Annotated in this window: 21 protein-coding genes and 1 pseudogene; 17 read left to right on the top strand and 5 right to left on the bottom strand. The window is 61.0% G+C overall.

Translation table 11 applies throughout. From position 1 onward, the window contains the following. The first annotated feature begins 117 nt into the window (after window positions 1-117). The 5 genes and pseudogenes from katA (at window position 118) to guaA (ending at window position 5921) form a co-directional block, all read left to right on the top strand. Window positions 118-1620 (top strand): catalase KatA, encoded by a 1503-nt coding sequence (gene katA / locus ACLKMW_RS24495; RefSeq protein WP_415727140.1) that lies wholly within the window; start codon window positions 118-120, stop codon window positions 1618-1620. A gap of 161 nt (window positions 1621-1781) precedes the next feature. Then, window positions 1782-3071, top strand: coding sequence for an RsmB/NOP family class I SAM-dependent RNA methyltransferase (locus ACLKMW_RS24490; RefSeq protein WP_415727139.1), 1290 nt, complete (start codon window positions 1782-1784; stop codon window positions 3069-3071). 89 nt (window positions 3072-3160) lie between these two features. Next, a complete protein-coding gene (locus ACLKMW_RS24485) occupies window positions 3161-3619 on the top strand; it encodes a PaaI family thioesterase (RefSeq protein ID WP_415727138.1) in 459 nt (152 codons plus the stop codon). Window positions 3620-3665: 46 nt separating this feature from the next. Then, window positions 3666-4255, top strand: a pseudogene (locus ACLKMW_RS24480) (5'-methylthioadenosine/S-adenosylhomocysteine nucleosidase). A 103-nt stretch (window positions 4256-4358) separates the two neighbouring features. Further along, window positions 4359-5921, top strand: a complete 1563-nt coding sequence (gene guaA, locus ACLKMW_RS24475) for a glutamine-hydrolyzing GMP synthase (protein ID WP_415727137.1) — start codon at window positions 4359-4361, stop codon at window positions 5919-5921. Between the two features lie 22 nt (window positions 5922-5943). On the opposite strand, the gene ACLKMW_RS24470 is transcribed toward guaA, so the two are convergent. After that, entirely contained in the window at window positions 5944-6339 is a 396-nt protein-coding gene (locus tag ACLKMW_RS24470; protein WP_415727136.1) for a hypothetical protein, read from the bottom strand. Window positions 6340-6468: 129 nt separating this feature from the next. On the opposite strand from ACLKMW_RS24470, the gene ACLKMW_RS24465 reads away from it, so the two are divergent. After that, complete coding sequence (locus tag ACLKMW_RS24465) at window positions 6469-7065, top strand: 2'-5' RNA ligase family protein (RefSeq protein ID WP_415727135.1); 597 nt, start codon at window positions 6469-6471, stop codon at window positions 7063-7065. 86 nt (window positions 7066-7151) lie between these two features. On the opposite strand, the gene ACLKMW_RS24460 is transcribed toward ACLKMW_RS24465, so the two are convergent. Next, the gene (locus tag ACLKMW_RS24460; protein WP_415727134.1) at window positions 7152-7787 is read right to left on the bottom strand and encodes a TetR/AcrR family transcriptional regulator; all 636 of its coding nucleotides are present in this window, start codon (window positions 7785-7787) and stop codon (window positions 7152-7154) included. 122 nt (window positions 7788-7909) lie between these two features. On the opposite strand from ACLKMW_RS24460, the gene ACLKMW_RS24455 reads away from it, so the two are divergent. Continuing rightward, window positions 7910-9946 carry an oxidoreductase gene (locus ACLKMW_RS24455; RefSeq protein ID WP_415727133.1) on the top strand — a complete coding sequence of 679 codons (2037 nt, stop codon included), beginning with the start codon at window positions 7910-7912 and terminating at the stop codon, window positions 9944-9946. A gap of 121 nt (window positions 9947-10067) precedes the next feature. Here the strand turns inward: ACLKMW_RS24455 and ACLKMW_RS24450 are convergent, their stop codons facing one another. Beyond that, window positions 10068-11321, bottom strand: a complete 1254-nt coding sequence (locus tag ACLKMW_RS24450; RefSeq protein ID WP_415727132.1) for an aminopeptidase — start codon at window positions 11319-11321, stop codon at window positions 10068-10070. Between the two features lie 83 nt (window positions 11322-11404). After that, entirely contained in the window at window positions 11405-11812 is a 408-nt protein-coding gene (locus ACLKMW_RS24445) for an MAPEG family protein (RefSeq protein WP_415727131.1), read from the bottom strand. Between the two features lie 143 nt (window positions 11813-11955). Between ACLKMW_RS24445 and ACLKMW_RS24440 the strand changes: the two genes are divergently transcribed. Together ACLKMW_RS24440 and sbmA are read left to right on the top strand one after the other, a co-directional pair. After that, window positions 11956-13125, top strand: a complete 1170-nt coding sequence (locus ACLKMW_RS24440) for a YbfB/YjiJ family MFS transporter (RefSeq protein ID WP_415727130.1) — start codon at window positions 11956-11958, stop codon at window positions 13123-13125. 114 nt (window positions 13126-13239) lie between these two features. Continuing rightward, window positions 13240-14502, top strand: a complete 1263-nt coding sequence (gene sbmA, locus ACLKMW_RS24435) for a peptide antibiotic transporter SbmA (protein WP_415727146.1) — start codon at window positions 13240-13242, stop codon at window positions 14500-14502. 33 nt (window positions 14503-14535) lie between these two features. On the opposite strand, the gene ACLKMW_RS24430 is transcribed toward sbmA, so the two are convergent. After that, window positions 14536-15546 (bottom strand): polysaccharide deacetylase family protein, encoded by a 1011-nt coding sequence (locus ACLKMW_RS24430; protein WP_415727129.1) that lies wholly within the window; start codon window positions 15544-15546, stop codon window positions 14536-14538. Between the two features lie 237 nt (window positions 15547-15783). Here ACLKMW_RS24430 and ACLKMW_RS24425 point away from each other — a divergent pair, with 237 nt between their 5' ends. The 8 genes from ACLKMW_RS24425 (at window position 15784) to ACLKMW_RS24390 (ending at window position 22156) form a co-directional block, all read left to right on the top strand. Then, complete coding sequence (locus tag ACLKMW_RS24425; protein ID WP_415727128.1) at window positions 15784-16449, top strand: tetratricopeptide repeat protein; 666 nt, start codon at window positions 15784-15786, stop codon at window positions 16447-16449. Window positions 16450-16455: 6 nt separating this feature from the next. Next, entirely contained in the window at window positions 16456-17883 is a 1428-nt protein-coding gene (der, locus tag ACLKMW_RS24420) for a ribosome biogenesis GTPase Der (RefSeq protein ID WP_415727127.1), read from the top strand. Window positions 17884-18099: 216 nt separating this feature from the next. Continuing rightward, window positions 18100-19281 carry a cell wall hydrolase gene (locus ACLKMW_RS24415; protein WP_415727126.1) on the top strand — a complete coding sequence of 394 codons (1182 nt, stop codon included), beginning with the start codon at window positions 18100-18102 and terminating at the stop codon, window positions 19279-19281. 242 nt (window positions 19282-19523) lie between these two features. Further along, window positions 19524-19937, top strand: coding sequence for an AtpZ/AtpI family protein (locus tag ACLKMW_RS24410; RefSeq protein WP_415727125.1), 414 nt, complete (start codon window positions 19524-19526; stop codon window positions 19935-19937). A 39-nt stretch (window positions 19938-19976) separates the two neighbouring features. After that, window positions 19977-20726, top strand: coding sequence for a F0F1 ATP synthase subunit A (locus ACLKMW_RS24405; protein WP_415727124.1), 750 nt, complete (start codon window positions 19977-19979; stop codon window positions 20724-20726). A 70-nt stretch (window positions 20727-20796) separates the two neighbouring features. Continuing rightward, on the top strand, window positions 20797-21021 hold the full coding sequence (locus tag ACLKMW_RS24400; protein WP_415727123.1) for a F0F1 ATP synthase subunit C: 225 nt from the start codon (window positions 20797-20799) through the stop codon (window positions 21019-21021). A 64-nt stretch (window positions 21022-21085) separates the two neighbouring features. After that, the gene (locus ACLKMW_RS24395; protein WP_415727122.1) at window positions 21086-21667 is read left to right on the top strand and encodes a F0F1 ATP synthase subunit B; all 582 of its coding nucleotides are present in this window, start codon (window positions 21086-21088) and stop codon (window positions 21665-21667) included. Window positions 21668-21676: 9 nt separating this feature from the next. Then, window positions 21677-22156 (top strand): F0F1 ATP synthase subunit B, encoded by a 480-nt coding sequence (locus tag ACLKMW_RS24390; protein WP_415727121.1) that lies wholly within the window; start codon window positions 21677-21679, stop codon window positions 22154-22156. The last annotated feature ends 267 nt before the right edge of the window (window positions 22157-22423 follow it).

Genomic DNA, 22423 nt, shown 5'->3' with positions numbered 1-22423 from the left:
AGAAAAGGCAATTTGTTTTTATGATCTGCAGCCACTAGGTTAGAATCATTCAAGACTGGCCTCGGCCTGCCAGCAAGCCATTCGATATTTACGAACCGTTCAGAGGAGGCGAAAGCCATGACGAAGACGACATTGACCACCTCCGCCGGCGCGCCTGTTCCGGACAACCAGAATTCCATCACAGCGGGCGAGCGTGGTCCGGTTCTGCTGCAGGACTATCAGCTCATCGAGAAGCTGGCGCATCAGAATCGCGAGCGTATTCCCGAGCGCGCGGTCCATGCCAAGGGCTGGGGTGCCTATGGCACGCTGAAGATCACCGGCGACATTTCGAAATACACCAAGGCCAAGGTTCTGCAGCCGGGCACCGAGACGCCGCTGATCCTGCGCTTCTCGACCGTTGCCGGCGAGCTTGGAGCGGCCGATGCCGAGCGTGATGTGCGCGGTTTCGCCATCAAGTTCTACACCTCGGAAGGCAACTGGGACCTGGTCGGCAACAACACGCCGGTCTTCTTCGTGCGCGATCCGGTGAAGTTCCCCGACTTCATCCACACCCAGAAACGTCATCCCAAGACCAATCTGCGCTCCGCCACGGCCATGTGGGACTTCTGGTCGCTCTCGCCGGAAAGCCTGCATCAGATCACCATCCTGATGTCGGATCGCGGCCTGCCGACCGACGTGCGCCATATCAACGGCTATGGTTCTCACACCTATTCGCTGTGGAACGACGCCGGCGAACGCTACTGGGTGAAGTTCCATTTCAAGACCATGCAGGGCCACAAGCATTGGACCAATGCTGAAGCCGAGAAGGTCATCGGCCGCACCCGTGAATCGACGCAGGAAGATCTCTTCAACGCCCTCGAGCGTGGCGAATTCCCGCGTTGGAAGGTTCAGGTGCAGATCATGCCGGAACTGGATGCGGAAAAGACCCCGTACAATCCGTTCGACCTCACCAAGGTATGGCCGCATGCCGACTATCCGCCGATCGACATCGGCGTGATGGAGTTGAACCGCAATCCGGAGAACTATTTCGCCGAGATCGAGAACGCGGCCTTCTCGCCGTCCAACATCGTCCCGGGCATCGGCTTCTCGCCGGACAAGATGCTTCAGGCGCGCATCTTCTCCTATGCGGATGCTCATCGCCACCGCCTTGGCACGCACTATGAAAGCATTCCGGTCAACCAGCCGAAGTGCCCGGTGCATCACTACCATCGCGACGGTCAGATGAACGTCTATGGCGGCATCAAGACCGGCAATCCGGACGCTTATTACGAGCCGAATTCCTTCGGCGGTCCGGTTGAACAGCCTTCGGCGAAGGAGCCGCCGCTGCGGATTTCCGGCGACGCCGACCGCTACAACCATCGCATCGGCAATGACGATTATTCGCAGCCGCGCGCGCTGTTCAACCTGTTCGACCAGGGTCAGAAGGAGCGGTTGTTCTCCAATATCGCGGCGGCGATGGGTGGCATCCCGCAGCACATCGAGGAACGGCAGCTTGCCCATTTCGATCGGATTCACCCGGATTACGGCAACGGCGTGCGCCGCGCTCTGACCGCCGCGGACGGCACCGAACGCCGGGCTATCTCGATCACGGAAAACACACCGCAGGAAGCCGCCGAATAGGCCGGTTCCCTCCCAAGCGGACTAAAGCAGGCGCGGAAACACTCCGCGCCTGCTTTGTTTTGATCGCTATGCTTTCGGAATATCGCGGAAACCGGTTCCGCTTTGCTGTCTTATAGGTTAGTCAAGCCGTTCCTCGGGTATGCCGAAACAGGGATCACCACATGCGACTTGGCGGACGATTGGCTGCGGCCATCGAGGTTCTCGACGATATCGACAGACGGCACCGGCCGGCCGCGGACGCGCTGAAGGACTGGGGCCTGTCACATCGCTTCGCTGGCGCTGGCGACCGGGCCGCAATTGGCAACATCGTCTATGACGGGTTGCGACGCCGCCGCTCGGCCGGCTGGCTGCTCGACGACGATACCCCGCGCGCCGTGGGGTTCGGCGCTCTTCTGTTGGAATGGCGCGAGACGGCCCTTTCGCTCAATGAGGCGTTGCAGGGCGACAAATTCGCGCCGCCGCCGCTAAGTCCGGACGAGTTGCAAACCATTGCCGTGCGCGGGGCAGGCACAGCACCGGATGCAATCCGCGCGGATTGTCCAGATTGGTGCGCGCCCTTGCTGCAACGGGCATTCAGCGACGAGTGGGTCGGGGAGGGGGCAGCCCTTGCTGCTCGTCCCCCGCTTGACCTGCGGGTCAACACGCTGGCGGCGAACCGCCCGGACGTATTGGCCGAACTGGCGGAAACCGGGGCCGTGCCGTCTGATCTTACCGACCACGGCATTCGAATTGCGCCGATAAAAGATGGCGGCCGACACCCGAATGTGCAGGCCGAACCGGCTTTCCGCAAAGGCTGGTTCGAGGTGCAGGATGAGGGCTCGCAGATCGCTGCCGAATTGACCGGTGCCGAACCGAACATGCAGGTGCTCGATTATTGCGCCGGCGCTGGTGGCAAGGCGCTCGCTTTGTCGGCGGCGATGGAAAACCGCGGTCGGATTTTTGCGCACGATGCGGAAAAGACGCGTCTTGCGCCGATATTCGAGCGCATTCGCCGATCTGAAAGCCGCAATATCGAAGCGCTCTCGAAGGCTACGGAACTTACCGCCTTGCAGGGACGCATGGATATCGTATTGGTCGACGCGCCATGCACCGGCAGCGGAACCTGGCGGCGCAGGCCGGACGCAAAATGGCGGCTCAGCCAGAAACAACTCGATGCGCGGATCGCCGAGCAGGCAGCCATTCTCAGGGCTGCAAAGGCCTATGTGAAATCCGGCGGGTATCTTGTCTACGTCACCTGTTCCGTCTTCGAGGAAGAAAACCGCGACCAGATCAGGGCGTTCCTCGATCGCGAAGCCGGCTTCGCCCCCGTCGACCACGAAGAGTTGTGGGCAAGTCGTTTCGCCGGCCATGCCGATGCGGCTCGTGTCGATCCGCACCTCGGCATATGTCTTTCGCCGGCAAAGAGCGGAACCGACGGTTTCTTCTTTGCAAAGCTGCGCCGAGCGGCTTAGCCGGCTTCGGTTTGGTGCACCGCAACATCGGCGATTGCCTGCAATCGGCGACTTTGCGATAAGCGTTTGTCATCAATTGGGAGCGCATAATGGCGTCCACCTTGGCAGCTTCGACAGGCTATGAAGAACGGGTGAGGGCCTCCTTCGCCCGCCAGCAGGCCATGGCCACGGTCGGGGCGAGTCTGACCCTGGTCACGCCGGGTATCATCGAGATCGAGATGCCATATTCGGCTGCGCTGACCCAGCAGCACGGCTTTCTTCACGCCGGCATCATTTCGACCGTTCTCGACTCGGCCTGCGGCTATGCCGCCTATTCCTTGATGCCGGAAGATGCCGCGGTGCTGACCATCGAGTTCAAGGTGAATCTGCTTGCGCCCGGCAAGGGCGAGCGGTTCCTGTTTCGCGGCTCGGTGACCAAGCCCGGCCGCACCATCGTCGTCGCCGACGGGCAGGCTTACGCTTTCGCCGCCGACGGTGAGGCAAAGCTCATCGCCACCATGACCGGCACGATGATGACAGTGCTCGGCCGCGACGGCATCGAGGGCTAATCCGTTGGCCATAAGCTCGCTCGCCGACAGGAGGGTCCTGTTCGTCATGGCGGTTGAGGCCGAGTATGGCCCGCACCTGCGCCAGCTGTTCGAGCCGCTGTTGACCGGATTGGGTCGGTGGAGGCAGGCGTGACGCTCGGCGCCGAACTTGGCCGGATGAAATGCGAAAAGGCATTGCCCGACCTTGTCGTGTCGCTTGGCTCGGCCGGCAGTCGCCTATTGGAGCAGACCGAGGTCTACCAGGCCTCATCCGTTTCCTATCGGGATATGGATGCGACGCCTCTGGGCTTCGAGAAGGGCAGGACGCCATTTCTCGACCTGCCGGCGACGATCGATCTGCCTTTGCGCATTCCGGGCGTGAAGCAGGCATCCCTGTCTACCGGGGCCGCGATCGTTTCCGCCGCGGCCTACGATGCCATCGAGGCTGAAATGGTCGACATGGAAACCTTCGCTGTCTTGCGCGCCTGCCAGCATTTTCATGTGCCGCTAATCGGTCTGCGCGGCATTTCGGACGGCGCGGCAGAGTTGAAACATGTCGACGACTGGACCGCCTATCTGCATATTGTCGATGAGAAGCTTGCGGAAGCGGTCGGCATGCTGAAAGCCGCGATCGGCGACGGCGCCGTGCACCTCTGATCGGCTTCGACTATTCAACCAATATGGGAACGCGACGAATCGGCGTGTCAGCAATCCCGTTCAACCCATTGCGCCGACTCGCGCTTTTCTCTAAATGCTCGCCATGAAGATCAGCAATCATCCCGACACCGTTCTTATCGTCGACTTCGGAAGCCAGGTGACGCAGCTTATTGCGCGCCGCGTCCGCGAGGCGGGCGTCTATTCCGAGATCGTTCCCTTCCAGTCCGCCGCCTCGGCGTTCGAGCGCGTCAAGCCCAGGGCGGTCATCCTGTCGGGCAGCCCGCACTCGACCGTTGACATCGGCAGCCCCCGCGCCCCGGAGAAGGTGTTCCAGGCGGGCATTCCAGTGCTCGGCATCTGTTATGGCGAGCAGACCATGTGCGCCCAGCTTGGCGGTAAGGTCGAAGCCGGACATCATCGCGAATTCGGCCGCGCCTTTCTGGAGATCGAGGAAGACAGCTCGCTTTTCGACGGCATCTGGGCGAAGGGCACGCGCCACCAGGTTTGGATGAGCCATGGCGACCGGGTCACGGCGCTGCCTGAGGGATTTCGCGTCATCGGCACTTCCGCCGGCGCGCCGTTTGCGGCCATCGCCGACGAGGCCCGCAAATTCTATGCGGTGCAGTTTCACCCCGAGGTCGTCCACACGCCCGATGGCGCGAAACTGCTGGCCAATTTCGTCCACAACATCGCCGGCATCAAGGGCGATTGGAGCATGTCCGCCTACCGTGACAACGCCGTCGCCGCCATTCGCCGGCAGGTTGGCGACAGCAAGGTCATCTGCGCGCTTTCGGGCGGCGTCGATTCGTCGGTGGCTGCTTTGCTGGTTCATGAAGCGGTCGGTGACCAACTCACCTGCATCCTCGTCGACCATGGACTGATGCGCAAGGACGAGGCGGCGAATGTGGTCGCCATGTTCCGCGAGCACTACAATCTGCGGCTGGAACTGGTCGACGCCTCCGATCGCTTCATTGATGCGCTGGAAGGCGAGACCGATCCGGAAAAGAAGCGCAAGACGATCGGCCGCCTGTTCATCGAAGTGTTCGAGGAGGAAGCCAAGAAGCTTGGCGGGGCGGATTTCCTCGCCCAAGGCACGCTTTATCCGGACGTGATCGAGAGCGTTTCATTTTCAGGCGGGCCATCGGCGACGATCAAGTCGCATCACAATGTCGGCGGCTTGCCCGAGCGCATGAACATGAAGCTTGTCGAGCCGCTGCGCGACCTGTTCAAGGACGAGGTGAGAGTGCTTGGCAAGGAGCTTGGACTGCCGGAGCATTTCATCGGCCGGCATCCGTTCCCGGGTCCGGGTCTCGCCATCCGCTGTCCGGGCGGCGTGACACGCGAAAAGCTGGAGATTTTGCGTGAAGCCGACGCGGTCTATCTCGACGAAATCCGCAAGGCCGGCCTCTATGATGCGATCTGGCAAGCCTTCGTCGTGCTTCTTCCCGTGCAGACGGTGGGCGTCATGGGCGACGGGCGCACCTATGAATATGTCTGCGCGCTGCGCGCCGTGACCTCGGTCGACGGCATGACAGCCGATTTCTATCACTATGACATGAGCTTTCTCGGTCGCGCCGCCACGCGCATCATCAATGAGGTGCGCGGCATCAACCGCGTCGTTTACGACGTCACGTCCAAACCCCCAGGCACGATCGAGTGGGAATGAGGACGTCTGCGGGAATAGCGTCCTAATCTCCTAGCTTTCGCCGTGGGCGGTAGGGGCTGGACGGGTTGACATCCAGATCAACCACCTCGACGCAGGATTGCGGTCGTCGATGGCTGGCACCGGCGTGCCATTGACCGTCGCGAAGTTGTACGCTGCTCGCTTTCGACAAATGAAAACACTTCCATTCTCCCTGGGGCGGCAGCCCGCTGCTGCTTTTTCCGGCGAACTGGAACACCAACGCCACTTCTTGTCCTCCGGTATGTCCGAGGACAATCGGGCAGAGTTCGCGCGAATAACCGTCATAGATACAGAGGATCTGCTTGCGCCCTGCCATTGCTTTGGCGAAGAGCTTGTACGTTGAACTCGGCATAGCAGCCTCACGGTTTCCCTTCCGCAGCAGATAGCGTGATCGAGACATGATGCCAGTCGCCGCACTGAAGCGGGATGGCTTAATCGTGCCTGTGCGGCGCCGTTCGTGCTCTTGCCTATTTGTTCATGTTATGTTCTAATCACTCCTCCGCCTTACGCGAACAATGCGAAGCGCCACATGCAAGGGGTGTTTGAATTCTATCGCAATGCGTTGCCTCCCCGGCCCAAGCGGCCCGAGCGACTATTTTTCTGCCTGTTTCCAGACACTGAAACATCCATTCACGTGCGGCGCTTTGGAGAGCAGTTCGTTTGCGCGAATGATCTGCGGGGGAGCTTGCTTGAGCAGGGACGACTCCACATCTCATTGCAGCATGTCGGAGATTACAAATATCTACGAACCAAATATATTTATGCAGCAAGGCAGGCTGGCAAAGCCGTTTCGATGCACCCGTTCGACGTGGCTTTGCATTCCATCACAAGCTTTGACCGTCCCCTGTCGATCAATGGCGGACCGCAAAAGCGGCCGTTGGTTTTACTCGGTGAGGGAGTTGCGCTGTCGGAACTCCATAAAAACCTTGGCGCTGCTATGGAGAAAAATGGCCTAAGGGCAGCAAAGCGTTTCACGCCGCATATGACGTTGTTCTACGGTCGGGAGCGAGTTCCCGCACAGACAGTCACGCCTTTTCACTTCTCGGTAAATGAATTCGCGCTCATCCATAGCGAGCGGGGGCTCACCAGGTACAACTTGATCGATTGCTGGTCATTGCAAGGTTGAGCTGGATTTCGGAGCTTCGCAGTTCCGCAGCTTTGCGATAAACGGAAATTCATACTGAGTTCGTCGCTATCAATATTGTTCGCGAGCTAGGAACCTGGGACATAGCCGTGCCTGGAAAAGAACCGCTCCATCTCGCTGATCGAAGGTGCTTTGCCGGTGAAGGTCTCGACATAAGCGGGTATCCGCGCCATTCGGGCGGGTAGATCCTCGAGCGTGTTCATCGAAATATAGCCGATCTGCGTGAGGTAGACGGTGCGGGCGCGGACATCGGCCGCCATTTCCTCGAAACCGAACCGCAGGAACATTCTGGTCAGCGCATCGATGCGGATCGTGTCAGCCTGCTGCGTGGCAAGCGCGACCTCGCTCGACTGAAGTGCCCAGCTGCGGATCGCGAATTCAAAGCGCGAATCGAACTGCTCGCGGTCCACCCAGCAGTCGAAGACATTCAGCACTGCTTCCGCGATGCTCTCGGCATAGGCTTCGGTGCGCTTGACGAGATTGCCGGTGTTCTTCGTTCGCCACCGCTCGACAAGTGCTGAAAGAAGCTCCTCGCGATCCTTGAAAAACCAGTAGAAACTGGTCCGGGAAAGATTGAGCTTTTTGGCCAATGGCAGGATGCGGACGGAATCGACACCCGATTCGACGAGGCTCTCATAGGCTGTTTCCAGCCAAACCTCGGGCGAGCCTCGCCATCCACTCTCACTCGCCGTCTTCTGATCCATGACCGACGCTACCAGCGCGCCAAAGCTGGTGCAAGAGGACTGTACATGATGGTCGATTTAATTGACGCTTGTGTACATTTCTTATAACCTGCGGAAAGCCAAGCCCCTTGAGGAAGCATCCAATGTCGAACGATCCGCTGCTGCAGCCTTATCGATTGAAGCATCTCACGTTCCGGAACAGGATCATCATCACCTCTCATGAGCCGGCCTACCCGGAAGACGGCATGCCGAAGGAGCTTTATCGGGCCTATCACGTGGAGCGTGCCAAGGCCGGCGTGGCGATGACAATGACCGCAGGCTCCGCATCGGTCTCGCGCGACAGTCCGCCGGTCTTCAACAACATCCTCGCCTACAAGGACGAAGTGGTCGGCTGGATGAAGGATTTGACCGACGCCTGCCATGAGCACGGAGCGGCGGTGATGATCCAGCTTACCCATCTCGGTCGGCGCACGCGCTGGGACAAGAGCCACTGGCTGCCCGTCGTTTCGCCGTCGCGCAATCGCGAGGCAGCCCACCGCGCTTTCCCGAAGCAGATCGAAGACTGGGACATCGAGCGCATCATCAAGGACTACGGTGACGCCGCCGAGCGCATGAAGGCGGCCGGCCTCGACGGCATCGAGCTTCAGGCCTACGGCCATCTCATGGACCAGTTCTGGTCGCCATTGACCAATACGCTCGACGGACCCTATGGCGGCTCGCTCGACAATCGGCTGCGCTTCACTTTCGACGTGCTGACCGAGGTGCGCAAGCGCGTCGGCCCCGACTTTATCGTCGGTATGCGCTATACCGCCGACGAAGCCATGGCAGGGGGGCTAACCAAACAGGACGGGCTGGAGATTTCACGCCGCTTGAAGGGCAGCGGCATGGTCGATTTCCTCAACGTCATCCGCGGCCACATCGACACTGACGCCGGGCTGACCGATGTGATCCCCATTCAGGGCATGGCGAGTGCTCCGCATCTCAACTTCGCCGGTGAAATTCGCGCCGCCACCGATTTTCCGACGTTCCACGCGGCCAAGATCCAGGATGTTGCTACCGCGCGCCATGCGATCGCCTCCGGCAAGCTCGACATGGTCGGGATGACGCGCGCGCATATGACCGACCCGCACATTTTGCGAAAGATCATCGAGGGCCGCGAAGACGACATCCGCCCCTGCGTCGGCGCCAACTATTGTCTTGACCGCATCTATCAGGGAGGTGCTGCCTATTGCATCCACAACGCGGCAACAGGCCGCGAGACCACGATGCCGCACAATATCCCGAAGGCGCCCGCCCGGCGCAAGATCGTCGTGGTTGGCGCCGGCCCGGCCGGCTTGGAAACGGCGCGGGTCGCAGCCGAACGCGGCCACGAAGTGGTTGTTTTCGAAGCCGCGAGCGAAGCCGGCGGTCAGATACGGCTGACCGCGCGAAGTCCGCGCCGGAAGGAGATGATCGGCATCGTCGAATGGCGCGTGGCGCAATGCCGTGCGCTGGGTGTGACGTTCAACTACAACCAATGGGCCGAGTCCGCGACCGTCCTTGCCGAGAAACCCGATGTGGTGGTCGTCGCGACCGGCGGCTTTCCTCACACCGAAATACTTTCGGAAGGCAATGACCTGGTTGTGTCGTCGTGGGATGTCATCTCCGGCGACGTCAAGCCGGGCACCAATGTGCTTGTCTTCGATGATGCCGGCGACCATGCCGCGCTTCAGGCGGCCGAATTCATCGCTGCTACCGGGGCGAGGGTCGAAGTCATGACGCCCGACCGTTCGTTCTCCCCTGAGGTCATGGCCATGAACCTCGTGCCGTATATGCGCTCCTTGCAAAAGCTGGACGTGGTCTTCACCGTCACCTACCGGCTCGACGCCGTTCGCAGGGATGGCAATCAACTGGTTGCAATTGTCGGCAGCGATTATGGCGGAGTGCGCAAGGAGCAGGTTCACGACCAGATCATCGTCAATCACGGCACGGTGCCGCTTGACGATCTCTATTTCGAGCTGAAGCCTTTGTCGCGCAATCTTGGCGCCGTCGACTATGACGCGTTCATCGGCGGCGCGGCGCAGACGCGCGCGGACAATCCCGACGGCAAGTTCCAACTCTTTCGGATTGGCGACGCCGTGGCTGCCAGGAATACGCACGCCGCCATCTATGACGGCCTGCGGCTGGCAAAGGACCTGTGACTACAAGCCGGAAACCGTGCGAATCGGACGCCCTTGGACAGAATGATTTAGGTCCGAAAAAGGCCAGAGCGCCGCGCATCCATTCGGAATGCGCCGTGCTCTATTAGGATAAGTCCTCATCCTAGGCCCATTCGCCCTTGCGCATCACCGACTCGCTGCTGCCGTCGGCATTGATGCCGTCGATATCGATTTCACCCGAACCGATCATCCAGTCGATATGGATCAGGCTGGAATTGCCGCCCTGTGCAGCGATCTTGTCCGGGCTGAGATTGCTCTCCATGAGGCAGGTCGAATAGCATTGGCCAAGCGCAATGTGGCTTGCCGCGTTCTCGTCGAAAAGCGTGTTGTAGAACAGAACGCCGCTTTGCGAGATCGGCGAGGAGTGCGGCACCAGCGCCACTTCGCCCAGCCGGCGCGCGCCTTCGTCGGTGTCCAGCACCTTGTTCAGCACGTCTGCGCCGCGGCTGGCATTTGCTTCGACGATGCGGCCGGCTTCGAACCGCACGGCAATCTCGTCGATCAGCGTGCCCTGATAGGAAAGCGGCTTGGTGCTGCGCACATGCCCCTCCACGCGCCGCGCATGCGGCGTGGTGAACACTTCCTCGGTCGGAATGTTGGGGTTGCAGGTGATGCCGTTCTTGGCAGTCTCGGCGCCGCCGTTCCACTTGTGGCCGTCCGCCAGCCCGATGGTCAGATCGGTGCCAGGGCCGGTGAAGCGCAGGGCATGGAACGCTTTGCCGTTCAGCCATGCAGTGCGGCCGCTGAGCGAGGCGTTGTGCTCCTTCCAGGCGGCGACCGGATCTTCCGTGTCGACGCGCGATGCCGAGAAGATCGCCTCCGCCAGCTTGGCGACTGCAACGTCCTCCTCCTCGCCCGGGAACACCAGCTTGGCCCATTCGGGCGTGGGGTAGGCGACGATGTTCCAGTTGATGTCGAACGCGGTGATTTTTTCCAGAGCCGGCCGATAGGCAATCGAGGTTGCCTTGTTTGCGCGCGAGACCTTCGACGGGTCTTGTGCCGCGAGCAGCATCGGGTTGTCGCCGCGAACCGCCAGCCGCGCCGCGCCCGCTTCGAACGCCTTGGCGATACCTTCGTACAGCCAGGCTTCGGCCCTGTCGAAGCTCGCGTCAGGCGCGTCGCGGTAGCGCGTCAGCGTGATTTCGTCGTCTGAAAAGATCGGTGTGACGAGGCCGGCGCCGGCCTTGTAGGCATGGCTGACGATCCTGCGTGCCAGCGGCAGCGCGGAAATCGGAGCGGTGAGCACGAGGTCCTGGCCCGGCTGCAACTGCAAACCTATCTTGACGGCCACTTCCGCAAGCCTGTCGAGCTTGACGGGATCGATCGGGGTGGCGACTGCGCCGGCATGCGGGTTCATTGCAAAGCTGCTCCTTGGTATTGCGAGTGCAAGAAGATAGAGGCGATCGGCCGTCCTGACCATGGTCGCTCGGGGCCCGGCTCTCAAAATAGAAGCCACAGCACGTAGCCAAGCACTCCCAACAACGTCGTTACCGTGACCACGCCGCTGAGGCCGAAGCCGACAACGCGCTGCCATCGCGCGCCATGCTCGTCGATGAAATGCCAGGCATGGATTGCGCGTCCAAGAGTGAAGGTGGCTCCAAGCACATGCAGGATCAAGACCGGCATTCCAAGCAGTGCGGCGATCAACAGCAATATGATGGTCATCGGAATGTTTTCGATGGCATTGGCATGGCCGCGCATGGTGCGGGTCAGATGCTCGACGCCGCCGGTGCCGATCCAAACTCTGTGCTTGTTGCGAAGGCGGGCCGTCGCGATCGCCAGCCAGAGCAGGATTACCATGTTGAGCGCCGCATAAAGACCGACGGCGGCTATAGCAGACTGGTTCATACCGGCTCCTGCGCGATGAGTACGCTCCGAACCTAAGCACATATGGCCGAATGTAAACGCGGGACGTTCGCTCTGCGGGCGCGGCGTCCTGGACCACTAAAATCACATTGCGCGGCAGGCGATCGATAATATTGTGCACTGCGATGACACGCGAATCCTTCAGGCCCTTCCGTTTCGCCATCGGCGGCATGATCGCCATGGCGGTTGCGATGGGATTCGGCCGTTTCGTCTACACGCCGATATTGCCGGGCATGATGGACGAACTGGGGCTTTCGGCCGCTGAAGCCGGCATCATCGCCTCGGCCAACTATCTCGGATATCTGCTTGGCGCGGTCGCCGCCGCCGGCGGCTGGGCTCATGGTCACGAGCGACGGGTAATGCTCGGCGCACTGGCGGCAAGCGCGTTGCTTTCGGCCGCCATGGCGCTGACCAGCGATTTCACCCTGTTCGTCGTGATCCGTTTTGCCGCCGGCATCGCCAGCGCTTTCGTCCTGGTGTTTCTGTCGACCATCGTCTTCAGCCATCTTGCCGCCGCCGGTCGCGTCGATCTGCAGGCCCTCCATTTCGGCGGCGTCGGGCTTGGCATCGCCGTTTCCTCGGCGATGATGGGCGTGCTGATCGTGGCCGGAGCGGCCTGGACGGACGGCTGGATCGGCTCGGCCTTGCTCTCGGCGGCAGGCTTTGCAGTCGTGTGGCTGCTGGTCGATGAGGGTCCCCTTTCGGCCGGCGGACAGGCTGTGCGCGAGCCGCGACTGCCGAAAAGCCGGCCTCTTGCCAAGATCATCCTCGCCTATGGCATATTCGGCATGGGCTATGTGGTGACGGCGACATTTCTTGTGGCGATCGTCCGGCAGGGCGATGCCGGCCGCCTGTTCGAGGCGATCGTCTGGCTGGTGACTGGCCTGGCCGTCATTCCATCCGTCTGGGTCTGGAAGGCGCTCGCCGCGCGTCGCGGGCTGGCGGTCGCCTTCGCCGCCGGCTGCATGGTCGAAGCTGTCGGGGTCCTTGCGAGCGTCAGCCTCGGCGGCCATGCCGGCCCGCTTCTGGGCGGCTTTCTGCTTGGCGGGACGTTCATTGCCGTGACGGCATTAGGCTTGCAGGCAGGCTGGCTGCTTGCGCCGCGCGCCCCGCGCCGGGTGCTGGCGCTGATGACGGCTGCCTTCGGCATCGGCCAGATCGTCGGGCCGGTGGTCGCCGGTTTCGTTGCCGAATGGTCGGGCAGCTTCACCGTTCCCTCGATTGGCGCTGCACTTGCGCTGATGATCAGCGGTGCGGTCGCCTGGTCGGCAAGATCGGCCGACAAACCCGAATGATCGCCGGGCGTTGCGGCACGCAGCGCTGAAAAAAGGCCATTTTCTTTCCGCACGAACTGTGACTTCATGCCGGCCCACCGCAATGCCGCTCATGCCGGACAGGAATTCGCTGACGTGTTTGTTTCCTTCTTTCCGCGACCGAAGATGTTTTTCATATCCTCGGCTGTGTGGGCCGTCGTGGCCATGCTGATCTGGTATCTCGGCGGAGCGAAGGCTGGCGCCTGGTTTGGACTGCCGCCTGCCGCGCCCGATGCGCCGCCGATCATCGGCGCCGAGGTATTCTGGTCGCCGCCCTTTCTCTGGTTCTACATCTACTATGCCGCTGCGGTTGGGATTTTCTATGCTTTCTGGCGGCTCTATTCGCCTCACCAATGGCAGAACTGGTCGATCCTCGGTTCGGCGCTGATTTTTTTCGTCACCTACTACCAGGTGCAGGTCAGCGTCGCGATCAACAATTGGTATGGGCCGTTCTGGGATATGGTTCAGGGGGCGATGGCCAAGACCGCGCCCATCACGCTCGATCAGTTCTATACCGGCTTCTTCACCTTCGCCGGCATCGCCTTCATGGCGGTGGCCGTCAGCGTTCTCACCGCCTTCTTCGTCAGTCACTACATCTTTCGCTGGCGAATGGCGATGAACGAATACTACGTCGCGCACTGGCCACGACTGCGCCACATCGAAGGCGCCTCGCAGCGCGTGCAGGAAGATACGATGCGCTTCTCGACCATCGTCGAGGGGCTCGGCGTCAACTTCATCGATTCCATCATGACGTTGATCGCCTTCCTGCCGGTGCTGATGCGGCTTTCAACCAACATCACCGAACTGCCGCTGGTCGGCCATGTGCCGAACGCGCTGGTGGTGGCCGCCATCTTCTGGTCGATCTTCGGCACTGCGAGCATCGCGCTCGCCGGCATGAAGCTGCCCGGCCTCCAGTTCCGCAATCAGCGCGTGGAGGCAGCCTATCGCAAGGAACTGGTGTTCGGCGAGGATCATGAGGAGCGTGCGCAGCCTATCACGCTGCGCGAACTGTTCGAGAACGTGCGGAAGAACTACTTCCGCATGTATTTTCACTACGTCTATTTCAACATCGTGCGTTACATCTACGGCCAGGCAAACGGCATTTTCTCCTTCCTGATCATGGGGCCGTCCATCGTTGCCGGCAAGATAACGCTCGGCCTGATGAATCAGATCGCCTACGCGTTCTCGCAGGTCACCGCCTCGTTCCAGTACCTGGTCAATTCATGGTCGACGATCGTCGAGCTCTTGTCGGTCTACAAGCGACTGCGCGCCTTCGAGGCCACGATCCACGGCGAGGAACTGCCCGATATAGACGAGCGCTTCATCAAGGGCGAGGAACTGGCGACCGACCACTATTGAGGCTGATACTATCAAGGTTGATATGGCTCTTCGTCAGCCGCCGAGCCCCGCGCCGGCGGCTTGCGCCGGGCGCTGCGAAGCAAGGTATTCCTTGTAGCTGACGCATTTCACATCGGCTCGCGTGCAGACATCACCGGCAAACCGCTCCAGGGCACGCCAATAGGCGCCGCCATTCATCAGCGTGAAATGGAATCCGATCTGCAGCGGGATGCGGCTGCCGCGATATTGCTCGTCGAAGGCCGCCAGGAACGCGCCGTAAGCGCGATCCTCGAAGGCCGAGCCTGTATCATCGATTTCCTTGCCGCCCGAATGGCGTACGAACAGATTGTAGTCCATGGCGATGACACGGCGTTCCTTCGGGCCCTCCGCGATCTGCGGCAACGCGAAGCGGATCAGCCCACCGCCGCTCTCCGGCTCGTTCGGGCCGCGCGAAACGCCGCTCGCATCATAGGTGAAGCCTGATTCGGCAAGCGCCGTGAAAAGCGCCTTGCCGGTTGCGAGATAGGGGGCGCGAAAGCCTATGATCTCGTTTTCGGAAAACTGCTTCCAGCCTTGCGGTTCGCCGGCAATCTCGTTGATATTGTAGGCATCGCGCAGGATTGCCGCGAACGAGCGGAACTCGCTTCGCCAATCGGCCCGACTCCAGTCCTTGCCATCGAAATGGCCGCAGCCGTGGCTCGCTATGTCGTGGCCTTCGGCGTGTGCCAGCCAGATCTGGGCAAGGCGGTCGCCGACCTCCTTCTTCGACTGCGCGAAACCGACATTCGATCTGCCGGCGGATTTGCCGGGCGCGCGATAGACGTTTCGGGTTTCGCGCGTCAGCAGGAAAACGCATGACAGGAAATAGGTGAAACTCGCCCCGGTGCGCGCCGCTAGATTTCGGCTGCGTTGCCACTGCGCCAGGTCATGCGCGCCGTCGAAAGAGATGATGACATATTGCGGGCGGGCAGGCGTCGGCATCTCGGCTTTGGGCGCCGCCGAAGCCGAGACGATGAGGGAGGCGCAAACGCAGACGATGGTGCAGAAACGAAAGGCAACGGACATTGATATGACTTGGTGCTAAAACTCGGTGAGAACGAATGGCCGGCACTGGTAAGGCGCGAATGTGGCGCGGATGCGGGCGCAGCCGGACGAAACAAGCGCTGAGGCCAAATGCCACCTGAAAGAGCACTCCCGGCTGTCTGGCGGCGAATTTAGGCCTTCGCCCCTTCCATGCGGGCGAATTTCGGCTAAAAGGCTGGCTGACAACGCCCCAAAACGGCAAGCACTGGTATTTATTGGATGTCGGACGACAGTTTCTTCCGCGAAGTGAATGAAGAGATCCGGAAGGATCGGGCGAAAGCCATATGGGACCGCTTTGGGCCTTTGGCGATCGGCCTTGCGGTGTTTATCGTTATCGCAACGGCGGCGTTCGTTGCCTACGAATATTGGGTCGAAAGCCGCGCCAATCGATCGGGCGATGCGTTTTCGCAGGCGCTGACGCTTGCCAATAGCGGCAAAAGCGACGAAGCGCTCGCCGCGCTTAAGACGCTCGAAAGCGAAGGCTACGGCGCCTATCCGCTACTTGCCCGCATGCGCGCCGCCACGGTTCTGGCGGAAAAGCAGGATTTTGCCGGCGCGATCAAGGAATTCGATCAGGTTGCAGCAGACAATTCCATCCCCGCCGCTCTTCGCGATATTGCCCGCCTGCGGGCGGCTCTCCTGCTGGTCGATCACGGTTCCTACGCCGACGTTTCAGCCCGCGTCGAGACATTGACCTCGGATACGAACACATTGCGCCATGCCGCGCGCGAGGCTCTGGGCCTGTCGGCGTGGAAAGAGGGCAGGGCGGCGGATGCGCTGAAGCTGTTCGAGCAGATTTCCTCAGACGAAGGCGCCCCGCAGAACGCGCGCGAACGCGCCACACTGATGTCCGAACTGATCCGCGGTTCGGGCAGTGCGTCGTGATGCGCAATGAGCTTCAAAGTCGCCATCATCGGTCGGCCTAACGTCGGCAAATCGACGCTTTTCAACCGTCTGGTCGGAAGAAAGATCGCGCTCGTCGACGACACGCCCGGCGTGACGCGGGACAGGCGCGTTCACGCGGCAAAGCTCTACGATCTCAATTTCGAGGTCATCGACACGGCGGGCTTCGAGACCGCTGCGGCGGCAACCTTGCAGGGGCGCATGCGTGCCCAGACTGAAATCGCCATCCGCGAAGCCGACCTGATCTTCTTCATGGTCGATTCGAAATCCGGTCTTATGCCGGACGACAAGGCGTTCGCCGATGTCGTGCGCCGTTCGGGAAAGCCGGTCGTGCTGGTTGCCAACAAGGCCGAGGCACGCGGCGCTCAGGGCGGAATGCTGGAGGCCTGGGAGGTTGGCTTAGGCGAGCCGATCGCCATTTCGGCCGAGCATGGTCTCGGCATGCCCGATCTGCGCGATGCCGTGGTCGAGGCGCTTGGTGAGGCGCGTGTCTTCGCGGACAAGGGCGAAGATGAGGACGATGCGATGACGGAGGTTCTGGCCGGCGAGGATGTCGCCGATCCGGACGCCGAACCGGCATATGACGACACCAAGCCGCTGCGTATCGCCGTGGTCGGGCGGCCAAATGCCGGCAAGTCTACCCTCATCAACGCCTTGATCGATGAGGAACGCCTGCTGACCGGGCCAGAAGCCGGCATTACCCGCGATTCGATTTCAGTCGACTGGCAATGGCGCGGGCGTCTCATCAAGCTTTTTGATACCGCAGGCATGCGTCGCAAGGCCAAGGTGCAGGAAAAGCTCGAGAAGATGTCCGTTTCTGACGGGCTTCGCGCTGTGCGCTTCGCCGAGATCGTCATCGTCGTTTTCGACGCCACCATTCCGTTCGAAAAGCAGGACCTGCAGATCGCCGACCTGATCGTGCGCGAAGGCCGGGCGTTGGTGCTGGCCTTCAACAAATGGGACCTGATCGAAAATCCGCAGGAAACGCTGGCGGAGCTGCGAGAGAAGACGACGCGGCTCCTGCCCCAGGTGCGGGGCCTTCAGGCCGTCCCGGTCTCGGCGGAGACCGGACGCGGCCTGGACAAGCTCATGGACGCGGTGCTCAAGACCCATCGGGTCTGGAACAGCCGCATATCGACGGGCCGGCTGAACCGCTGGCTGGAGACTGTCGTTCAGCAAAATCCACCGCCCGCGGTCGCCGGTCGGCGTCTCAAGGTAAAATATATCACTCAGGCGAAAACCCGGCCGCCAGGTTTCGTTCTGGCCTGCTCGCGACCGGACGCCATGCCGCAATCCTATGTGCGCTTTCTGGTCAATAATCTTCGCGAGTCGTTCGAGATGCCTGGCGTCCCGATCCGCATGATGCTGCGCGCCTCCGACAATCCTTTCGCAGGCAAGGCAAAAAAGCGCGGCTGAGCGGCGGCCGGCAGCGTCGCCTATTTCTTTGGAGGTGCGGAAAGGGCGCGGAATTTATCGACCGGCTCCATGGTCCGGTTCGCTTCCGGTGCCTGCGTATATTAAGAATACGTTAACAGATTCAATGGGCTAAAGCCACCGGCATTAACAATCCATCAAGGTTAATGCATCATTGTTTCTCTCCATTGGGTTCTAGTTGCGTCCTGGAGAGTTTCCGTGCATCGACGTCTACCGACGCGCCGACTGGCTGGCGCCAGCGAGAGAAGGCGCTCGTATTTGCCTCCCCTTGTCGTCGGCCTCTGCATGTGGATCGGGTTTCCGACGACGGCTGCCTATCAGGATATGGGCAGCCTGGTGTCGGGTTCCGAAGCTGCCGGCGTGCGTTGGAATTCCTTCGTCGAAACCTCGGTTGCCGGCTCGGTGCACGCGGCTGAAATGCCGTTCGGCAATGCGAACCTGGCCACCGGCTCCATCTCGGGATCGGGCATGGAAGCGCCCGGCATCGGCCCGGTGGCGCTGCGCGGCAAGAGGGCGGCCGCGGGCGAGAAGCCGGATGAAGAGCGCATAAGGCGCGACGACAAGAAGGATCGTATCGTCAATGTGGCGCCCGTGGCTCCGCCGAAGGCGTTCAGCGCTGGCTCGGTTGTCGATCGGACGAGCTTCCTGCTTCGCCCCACCGCCGGCGACCTCCAGATGGCTTTCGCCAAATCGCCGATCAAGGGCAAGGAGATCGAGATCGCGACCGCCTTCTATATCAAGAAGGACAAGCCGGCGCGCGGTATTCCTTCCATGTTGGCGAAGCTCGTCAACGACAACGAACCAGACATTCTGGCTACCGCCTACGCGCCGGCGCAGCCCGACTATGCGAAGTCCTCGCCTTTCGCCAGCCTGCTCAGGGACGAGGACTCTTCGAAAGGGCGCTTCATTCCGCCGGTGAAGGAGGGCGACCACGCCTGGATGGGCAAGCCGCTGCCGGCCAGCGTGTTTTCGAGCGCCGAACAGAAATGTCTTGCCAACGCCGTCTATTTCGAAGCCCGCGGCGAAAGCCTGAAGGGGCAGGCGGCGGTTGCGCAAGTCGTGTTGAACCGCGTCCGCAACCCGGCCTATCCGAGCACGATCTGCGGTGTGGTCTACCAGAACGACAACTGGAAGAACCGCTGCCAGTTTTCCTTCGCATGCGATGGCCGCAAGGACCGCATCACCAGCCCTGCACATTACAAGGTCGCGCAGGAGATCGCGATGGCGGTCACGGCCGGGAAGATCTTCATTCCGGAAGTCGCCTCCTCGACCCACTATTACGCCGACTATGTGAGCCCGCGCTGGGCCCGCACCATGGAAAAGATGAAAAAAATCGGCTTGCACATCTTCTATCGAACCTATGGCGGTGGCTGGAGCTGACCGGCAGCCGCGCACGGTTTCGGCCTGAGCACCCGGTTGGGATTTTTTCCGGGATTCGGCCAAGATCGCGGGTGTGATCACCCGGTCAGGATGTCGCACTTGTGTAAGCCATTGTTTTTCCTTGGCTAAATACAGGTGTTGGAGCCCCAATCCGTGGCTTGACTGGGGTTGGCTCGCTATCTATGTTGCCCGCGACTTTGAAGCGGATGGACGGGGACGTGCTGTCCGGGCAGGAGGTTGCGGTGGCCGACAAAAATGGGCCAGACGAAACCGGAAAACCGGGGCCCGGCAAACAGGACAAGCCAGAAGTTCGCGACAACGACCTTGAGCGCCGCAGGCGCCGGCTCGAAGCATCTCTCGCGACGAGACGGCCCGAGGGGCAAAAAGCAGAACAAGGCGGAAAGTCGGGCAGTTTGGCCGGGTACGGCCAGGCGTTGAAGCTGTCGAGCGAGTTCATCGCTGGAATAGCGGTCGGCGCGGGGCTTGGCTGGATGATAGACCGATGGGCGGGAACCTCGCCGTGGGGATTGATCGTCTTCCTGCTTCTTGGGTTTGGCGCGGGCGTCCTCAACGTTCTGCGCTCTGCGGGCGTGGTTGCCCAGCCGGATTTGAGGACGTCTGAACGGCGTTCCGACGGTTCGGAAGAAGATAGATAAACGGCGCCCGCGGGCGCGATTTGCCGAGGGGAGGCCGAATTGGCCAACGATCCGATCCATCAGTTTCACATCACGAAATGGATTCCGATCGAAGTCGGCGGATACGATTTCTCCTTCACCAATTCCTCCGCCTTCATGGTGGCGACGGTCGCCGTTGCCGGTGCCTTCCTGTTTCTGACGACGTCGAGCCGCGGGCTGATCCCGGGCCGGCTGCAGTCGATCTCCGAAATGAGCTATGAATTCGTTGCCTCCATGTTGCGAGACGCCGCCGGCTCGCAAGGCATGCGGTTCTTTCCGTTCGTGTTCTCGTTGTTCATGTTCGTGCTCGTGGCCAATCTGATCGGCCTGTTTCCATATTTCTTCACCGTTACCAGCCATATCATCGTCACCTTCATGCTGGCGCTGCTGGTGATCGGCACCGTTATCGTCTATGGCGTGATGAAGCACGGTTTCGGCTTCCTGAAGCTGTTCGTGCCCCAGGGCGTCCCGGCCGTTCTCGTGCCCCTGGTCGTGATGATCGAGGTCATCTCGTTCCTGTCGCGGCCGCTCAGCCTCTCGGTTCGTCTCTTCGCCAACATGCTGGCCGGTCACATCACGCTCAAGGTGTTCGCAGGCTTCGTGACTGCTCTCAGCGCTTATGGCGCGGTCGGGGTGGTCGGCTCGATCCTGCCGCTTTTCATGACGGTCGCCATCACCGCTCTCGAGTTTCTGGTGGCTGCACTTCAGGCCTACGTTTTCGCAGTGCTGACCTGCATGTATCTCAACGACGCATTGCACCCGGGCCACTAAAAAATATCGCCGGCGGTGTTTGCCGCCTAATCGCAAGATCAACCTGATTTCGATCCACAAGGAGCTGGACATGGAAGTTGAAGCAGCAAAGGCAATCGGCGCGGGTATCGCCTGCCTCGGCATGGGTGGCGCGGGCATCGGCCTCGGCACGATTTTCGGTAACTACCTGTCGGGTGCGCTGCGCAACCCGTCTGCCGCCGATGGCCAGTTCGGCCGCCTGATTTTTGCCTTCGCGGTGACGGAAGCTCTGGGCATCTTCTCGCTGCTCGTCGCCCTTCTGCTTCTCTTCACGTAAGAGACCGAAGCGATGATGCCGCCGGCCGCGCAGTGCGGCCGGTTTGTCTGGACAGGGGAAATAGATGTTTGTGACACCGGGATATGCGCAGGAAACAGCGCCGGCCGAAGGTGAGATTCACACCGAGACCGGAGCCGCACATGATTCCGGGGCCAAGCCTGAGTTTCCTCCGTTCAACCCAGAGACTTTTCCTTCGCAGATTCTCTGGCTCGCAATTACTTTCGGCCTGTTCTACCTTTTCCTGAAAAAGATCGTCCTGCCGAGAATCGGTGGTATTCTCGAGGTTCGTCGCGATCGCATCGCACAGGACCTGGATCAAGCCGCGCTGATGAAGAGCGAGGCGGATGCAGCCGTCGCCGCTTATGAGCAGGAGCTTGCCGAGGCCAAGGCGAAAGCCAACGCGATAGGCCAGCAGGCGCGCGATAGCGCCAAGGCCGAAGCCGAAGCCGAGCGCAAGAAGATCGAGGCCGGGCTTGAACGGAAGCTTGCCGAGGCCGAAGCCCATATAGCCAAGATCAAGTCGGCGGCAATGACCGACGTAGGCGTCATCGCCGAGGATACAGCCGCGGTGATCGTTCAGGAACTGGTCGGCAACAGCATGGACAAGGCCGCGGTCGCCGCCGCCGTGAAAGCGGTACGGGAATAGGAGTCGACCATGGACGCAACATTCTGGGCACTGGTCGCCCTCATTATTTTCCTCGCCATCGTCCTCTACATGAAGGTTCCTGCGCTGATCGGGAAGGCGCTCGACCGGCGCTCGAACCGCATCCGCGAAGAACTCGAAGAGGCGCGCAAGCTGCGTGAAGAGGCTCAGCAGTTGCTGGCCGAATTCCAGCGCAAGCGCAAGGAGGCCGAGAAGGACGCGGTCGATATCGTCAACGCGGCGAAGCATGAGGCCGATCTTCTTTTGGCCGATGCCAAGCAGAAGACGGAGGACTATGTCGCGCGCCGCACCGCTCTTGCCGAGCAGAAGATCGGCCAGGCCGAGCGCGACGCCGTCAACGAAGTCCGCTCTAGCGCGGTTGATATCGCCGTCGAGGCTGCGCGCACTCTGCTTGCCGGCAAGGTTGATAGCAAGGTGGACGGGAACCTCTTCAAGGCCTCGCTTCAGGAGGTAAAGAGCAAGCTCAACTGAGCAAGAGCGATTGCTTCTCACAAAAGTATCGACGAGATCGCAAGGCCGCCGGATATTCCGGCGGCTTTTTCTTTGAGGCTGCGTTAACCGAGGCCGTGCCGCAATCCGGCTGCCGAATTTTGCGCAGACAAGCAATACTGCGACCTAGTTATTCGAGCATCTTTGCTGAGGCACGAAGCTCTGAAGGATCGGACTCGAGCAGCGAGAGCGGTTCAGGCCTTGACTGAATCGGAGGGGATTCCGGTTTTGGCTGTTTTGTGATTCAAG

The sequence above is a fragment of the Borborobacter xinjiangensis genome, from assembly GCF_047739745.1.
In the GTDB taxonomy this organism is placed as follows: Bacteria; Pseudomonadota; Alphaproteobacteria; order Rhizobiales; family Rhizobiaceae; genus Pseudaminobacter.
This window is presented reverse-complemented; position numbering and strand designations above follow the sequence as displayed.

Coding starts and splice junctions, on each gene's coding strand:
- ACLKMW_RS24395 (WP_415727122.1), top strand. CDS start 21,086: ATGTTTGTGACACCGGGATATGCGCAGGAAACAGCGCCGGCCGAAGGT.
- ACLKMW_RS24445 (WP_415727131.1), bottom strand. CDS start 11,812: ATGAACCAGTCTGCTATAGCCGCCGTCGGTCTTTATGCGGCGCTCAAC.
- ACLKMW_RS24465 (WP_415727135.1), top strand. CDS start 6,469: ATGCAAGGGGTGTTTGAATTCTATCGCAATGCGTTGCCTCCCCGGCCC.
- ACLKMW_RS24485 (WP_415727138.1), top strand. CDS start 3,161: ATGGCGTCCACCTTGGCAGCTTCGACAGGCTATGAAGAACGGGTGAGG.
- ACLKMW_RS24490 (WP_415727139.1), top strand. CDS start 1,782: ATGCGACTTGGCGGACGATTGGCTGCGGCCATCGAGGTTCTCGACGAT.
- ACLKMW_RS24460 (WP_415727134.1), bottom strand. CDS start 7,787: ATGGATCAGAAGACGGCGAGTGAGAGTGGATGGCGAGGCTCGCCCGAG.
- ACLKMW_RS24400 (WP_415727123.1), top strand. CDS start 20,797: ATGGAAGTTGAAGCAGCAAAGGCAATCGGCGCGGGTATCGCCTGCCTC.
- katA (WP_415727140.1), top strand. CDS start 118: ATGACGAAGACGACATTGACCACCTCCGCCGGCGCGCCTGTTCCGGAC.
- ACLKMW_RS24425 (WP_415727128.1), top strand. CDS start 15,784: ATGTCGGACGACAGTTTCTTCCGCGAAGTGAATGAAGAGATCCGGAAG.
- ACLKMW_RS24390 (WP_415727121.1), top strand. CDS start 21,677: ATGGACGCAACATTCTGGGCACTGGTCGCCCTCATTATTTTCCTCGCC.
- ACLKMW_RS24450 (WP_415727132.1), bottom strand. CDS start 11,321: ATGAACCCGCATGCCGGCGCAGTCGCCACCCCGATCGATCCCGTCAAG.
- der (WP_415727127.1), top strand. CDS start 16,456: ATGAGCTTCAAAGTCGCCATCATCGGTCGGCCTAACGTCGGCAAATCG.
- ACLKMW_RS24470 (WP_415727136.1), bottom strand. CDS start 6,339: ATGTCTCGATCACGCTATCTGCTGCGGAAGGGAAACCGTGAGGCTGCT.
- ACLKMW_RS24430 (WP_415727129.1), bottom strand. CDS start 15,546: ATGTCCGTTGCCTTTCGTTTCTGCACCATCGTCTGCGTTTGCGCCTCC.
- ACLKMW_RS24440 (WP_415727130.1), top strand. CDS start 11,956: ATGACACGCGAATCCTTCAGGCCCTTCCGTTTCGCCATCGGCGGCATG.
- guaA (WP_415727137.1), top strand. CDS start 4,359: ATGAAGATCAGCAATCATCCCGACACCGTTCTTATCGTCGACTTCGGA.
- ACLKMW_RS24455 (WP_415727133.1), top strand. CDS start 7,910: ATGTCGAACGATCCGCTGCTGCAGCCTTATCGATTGAAGCATCTCACG.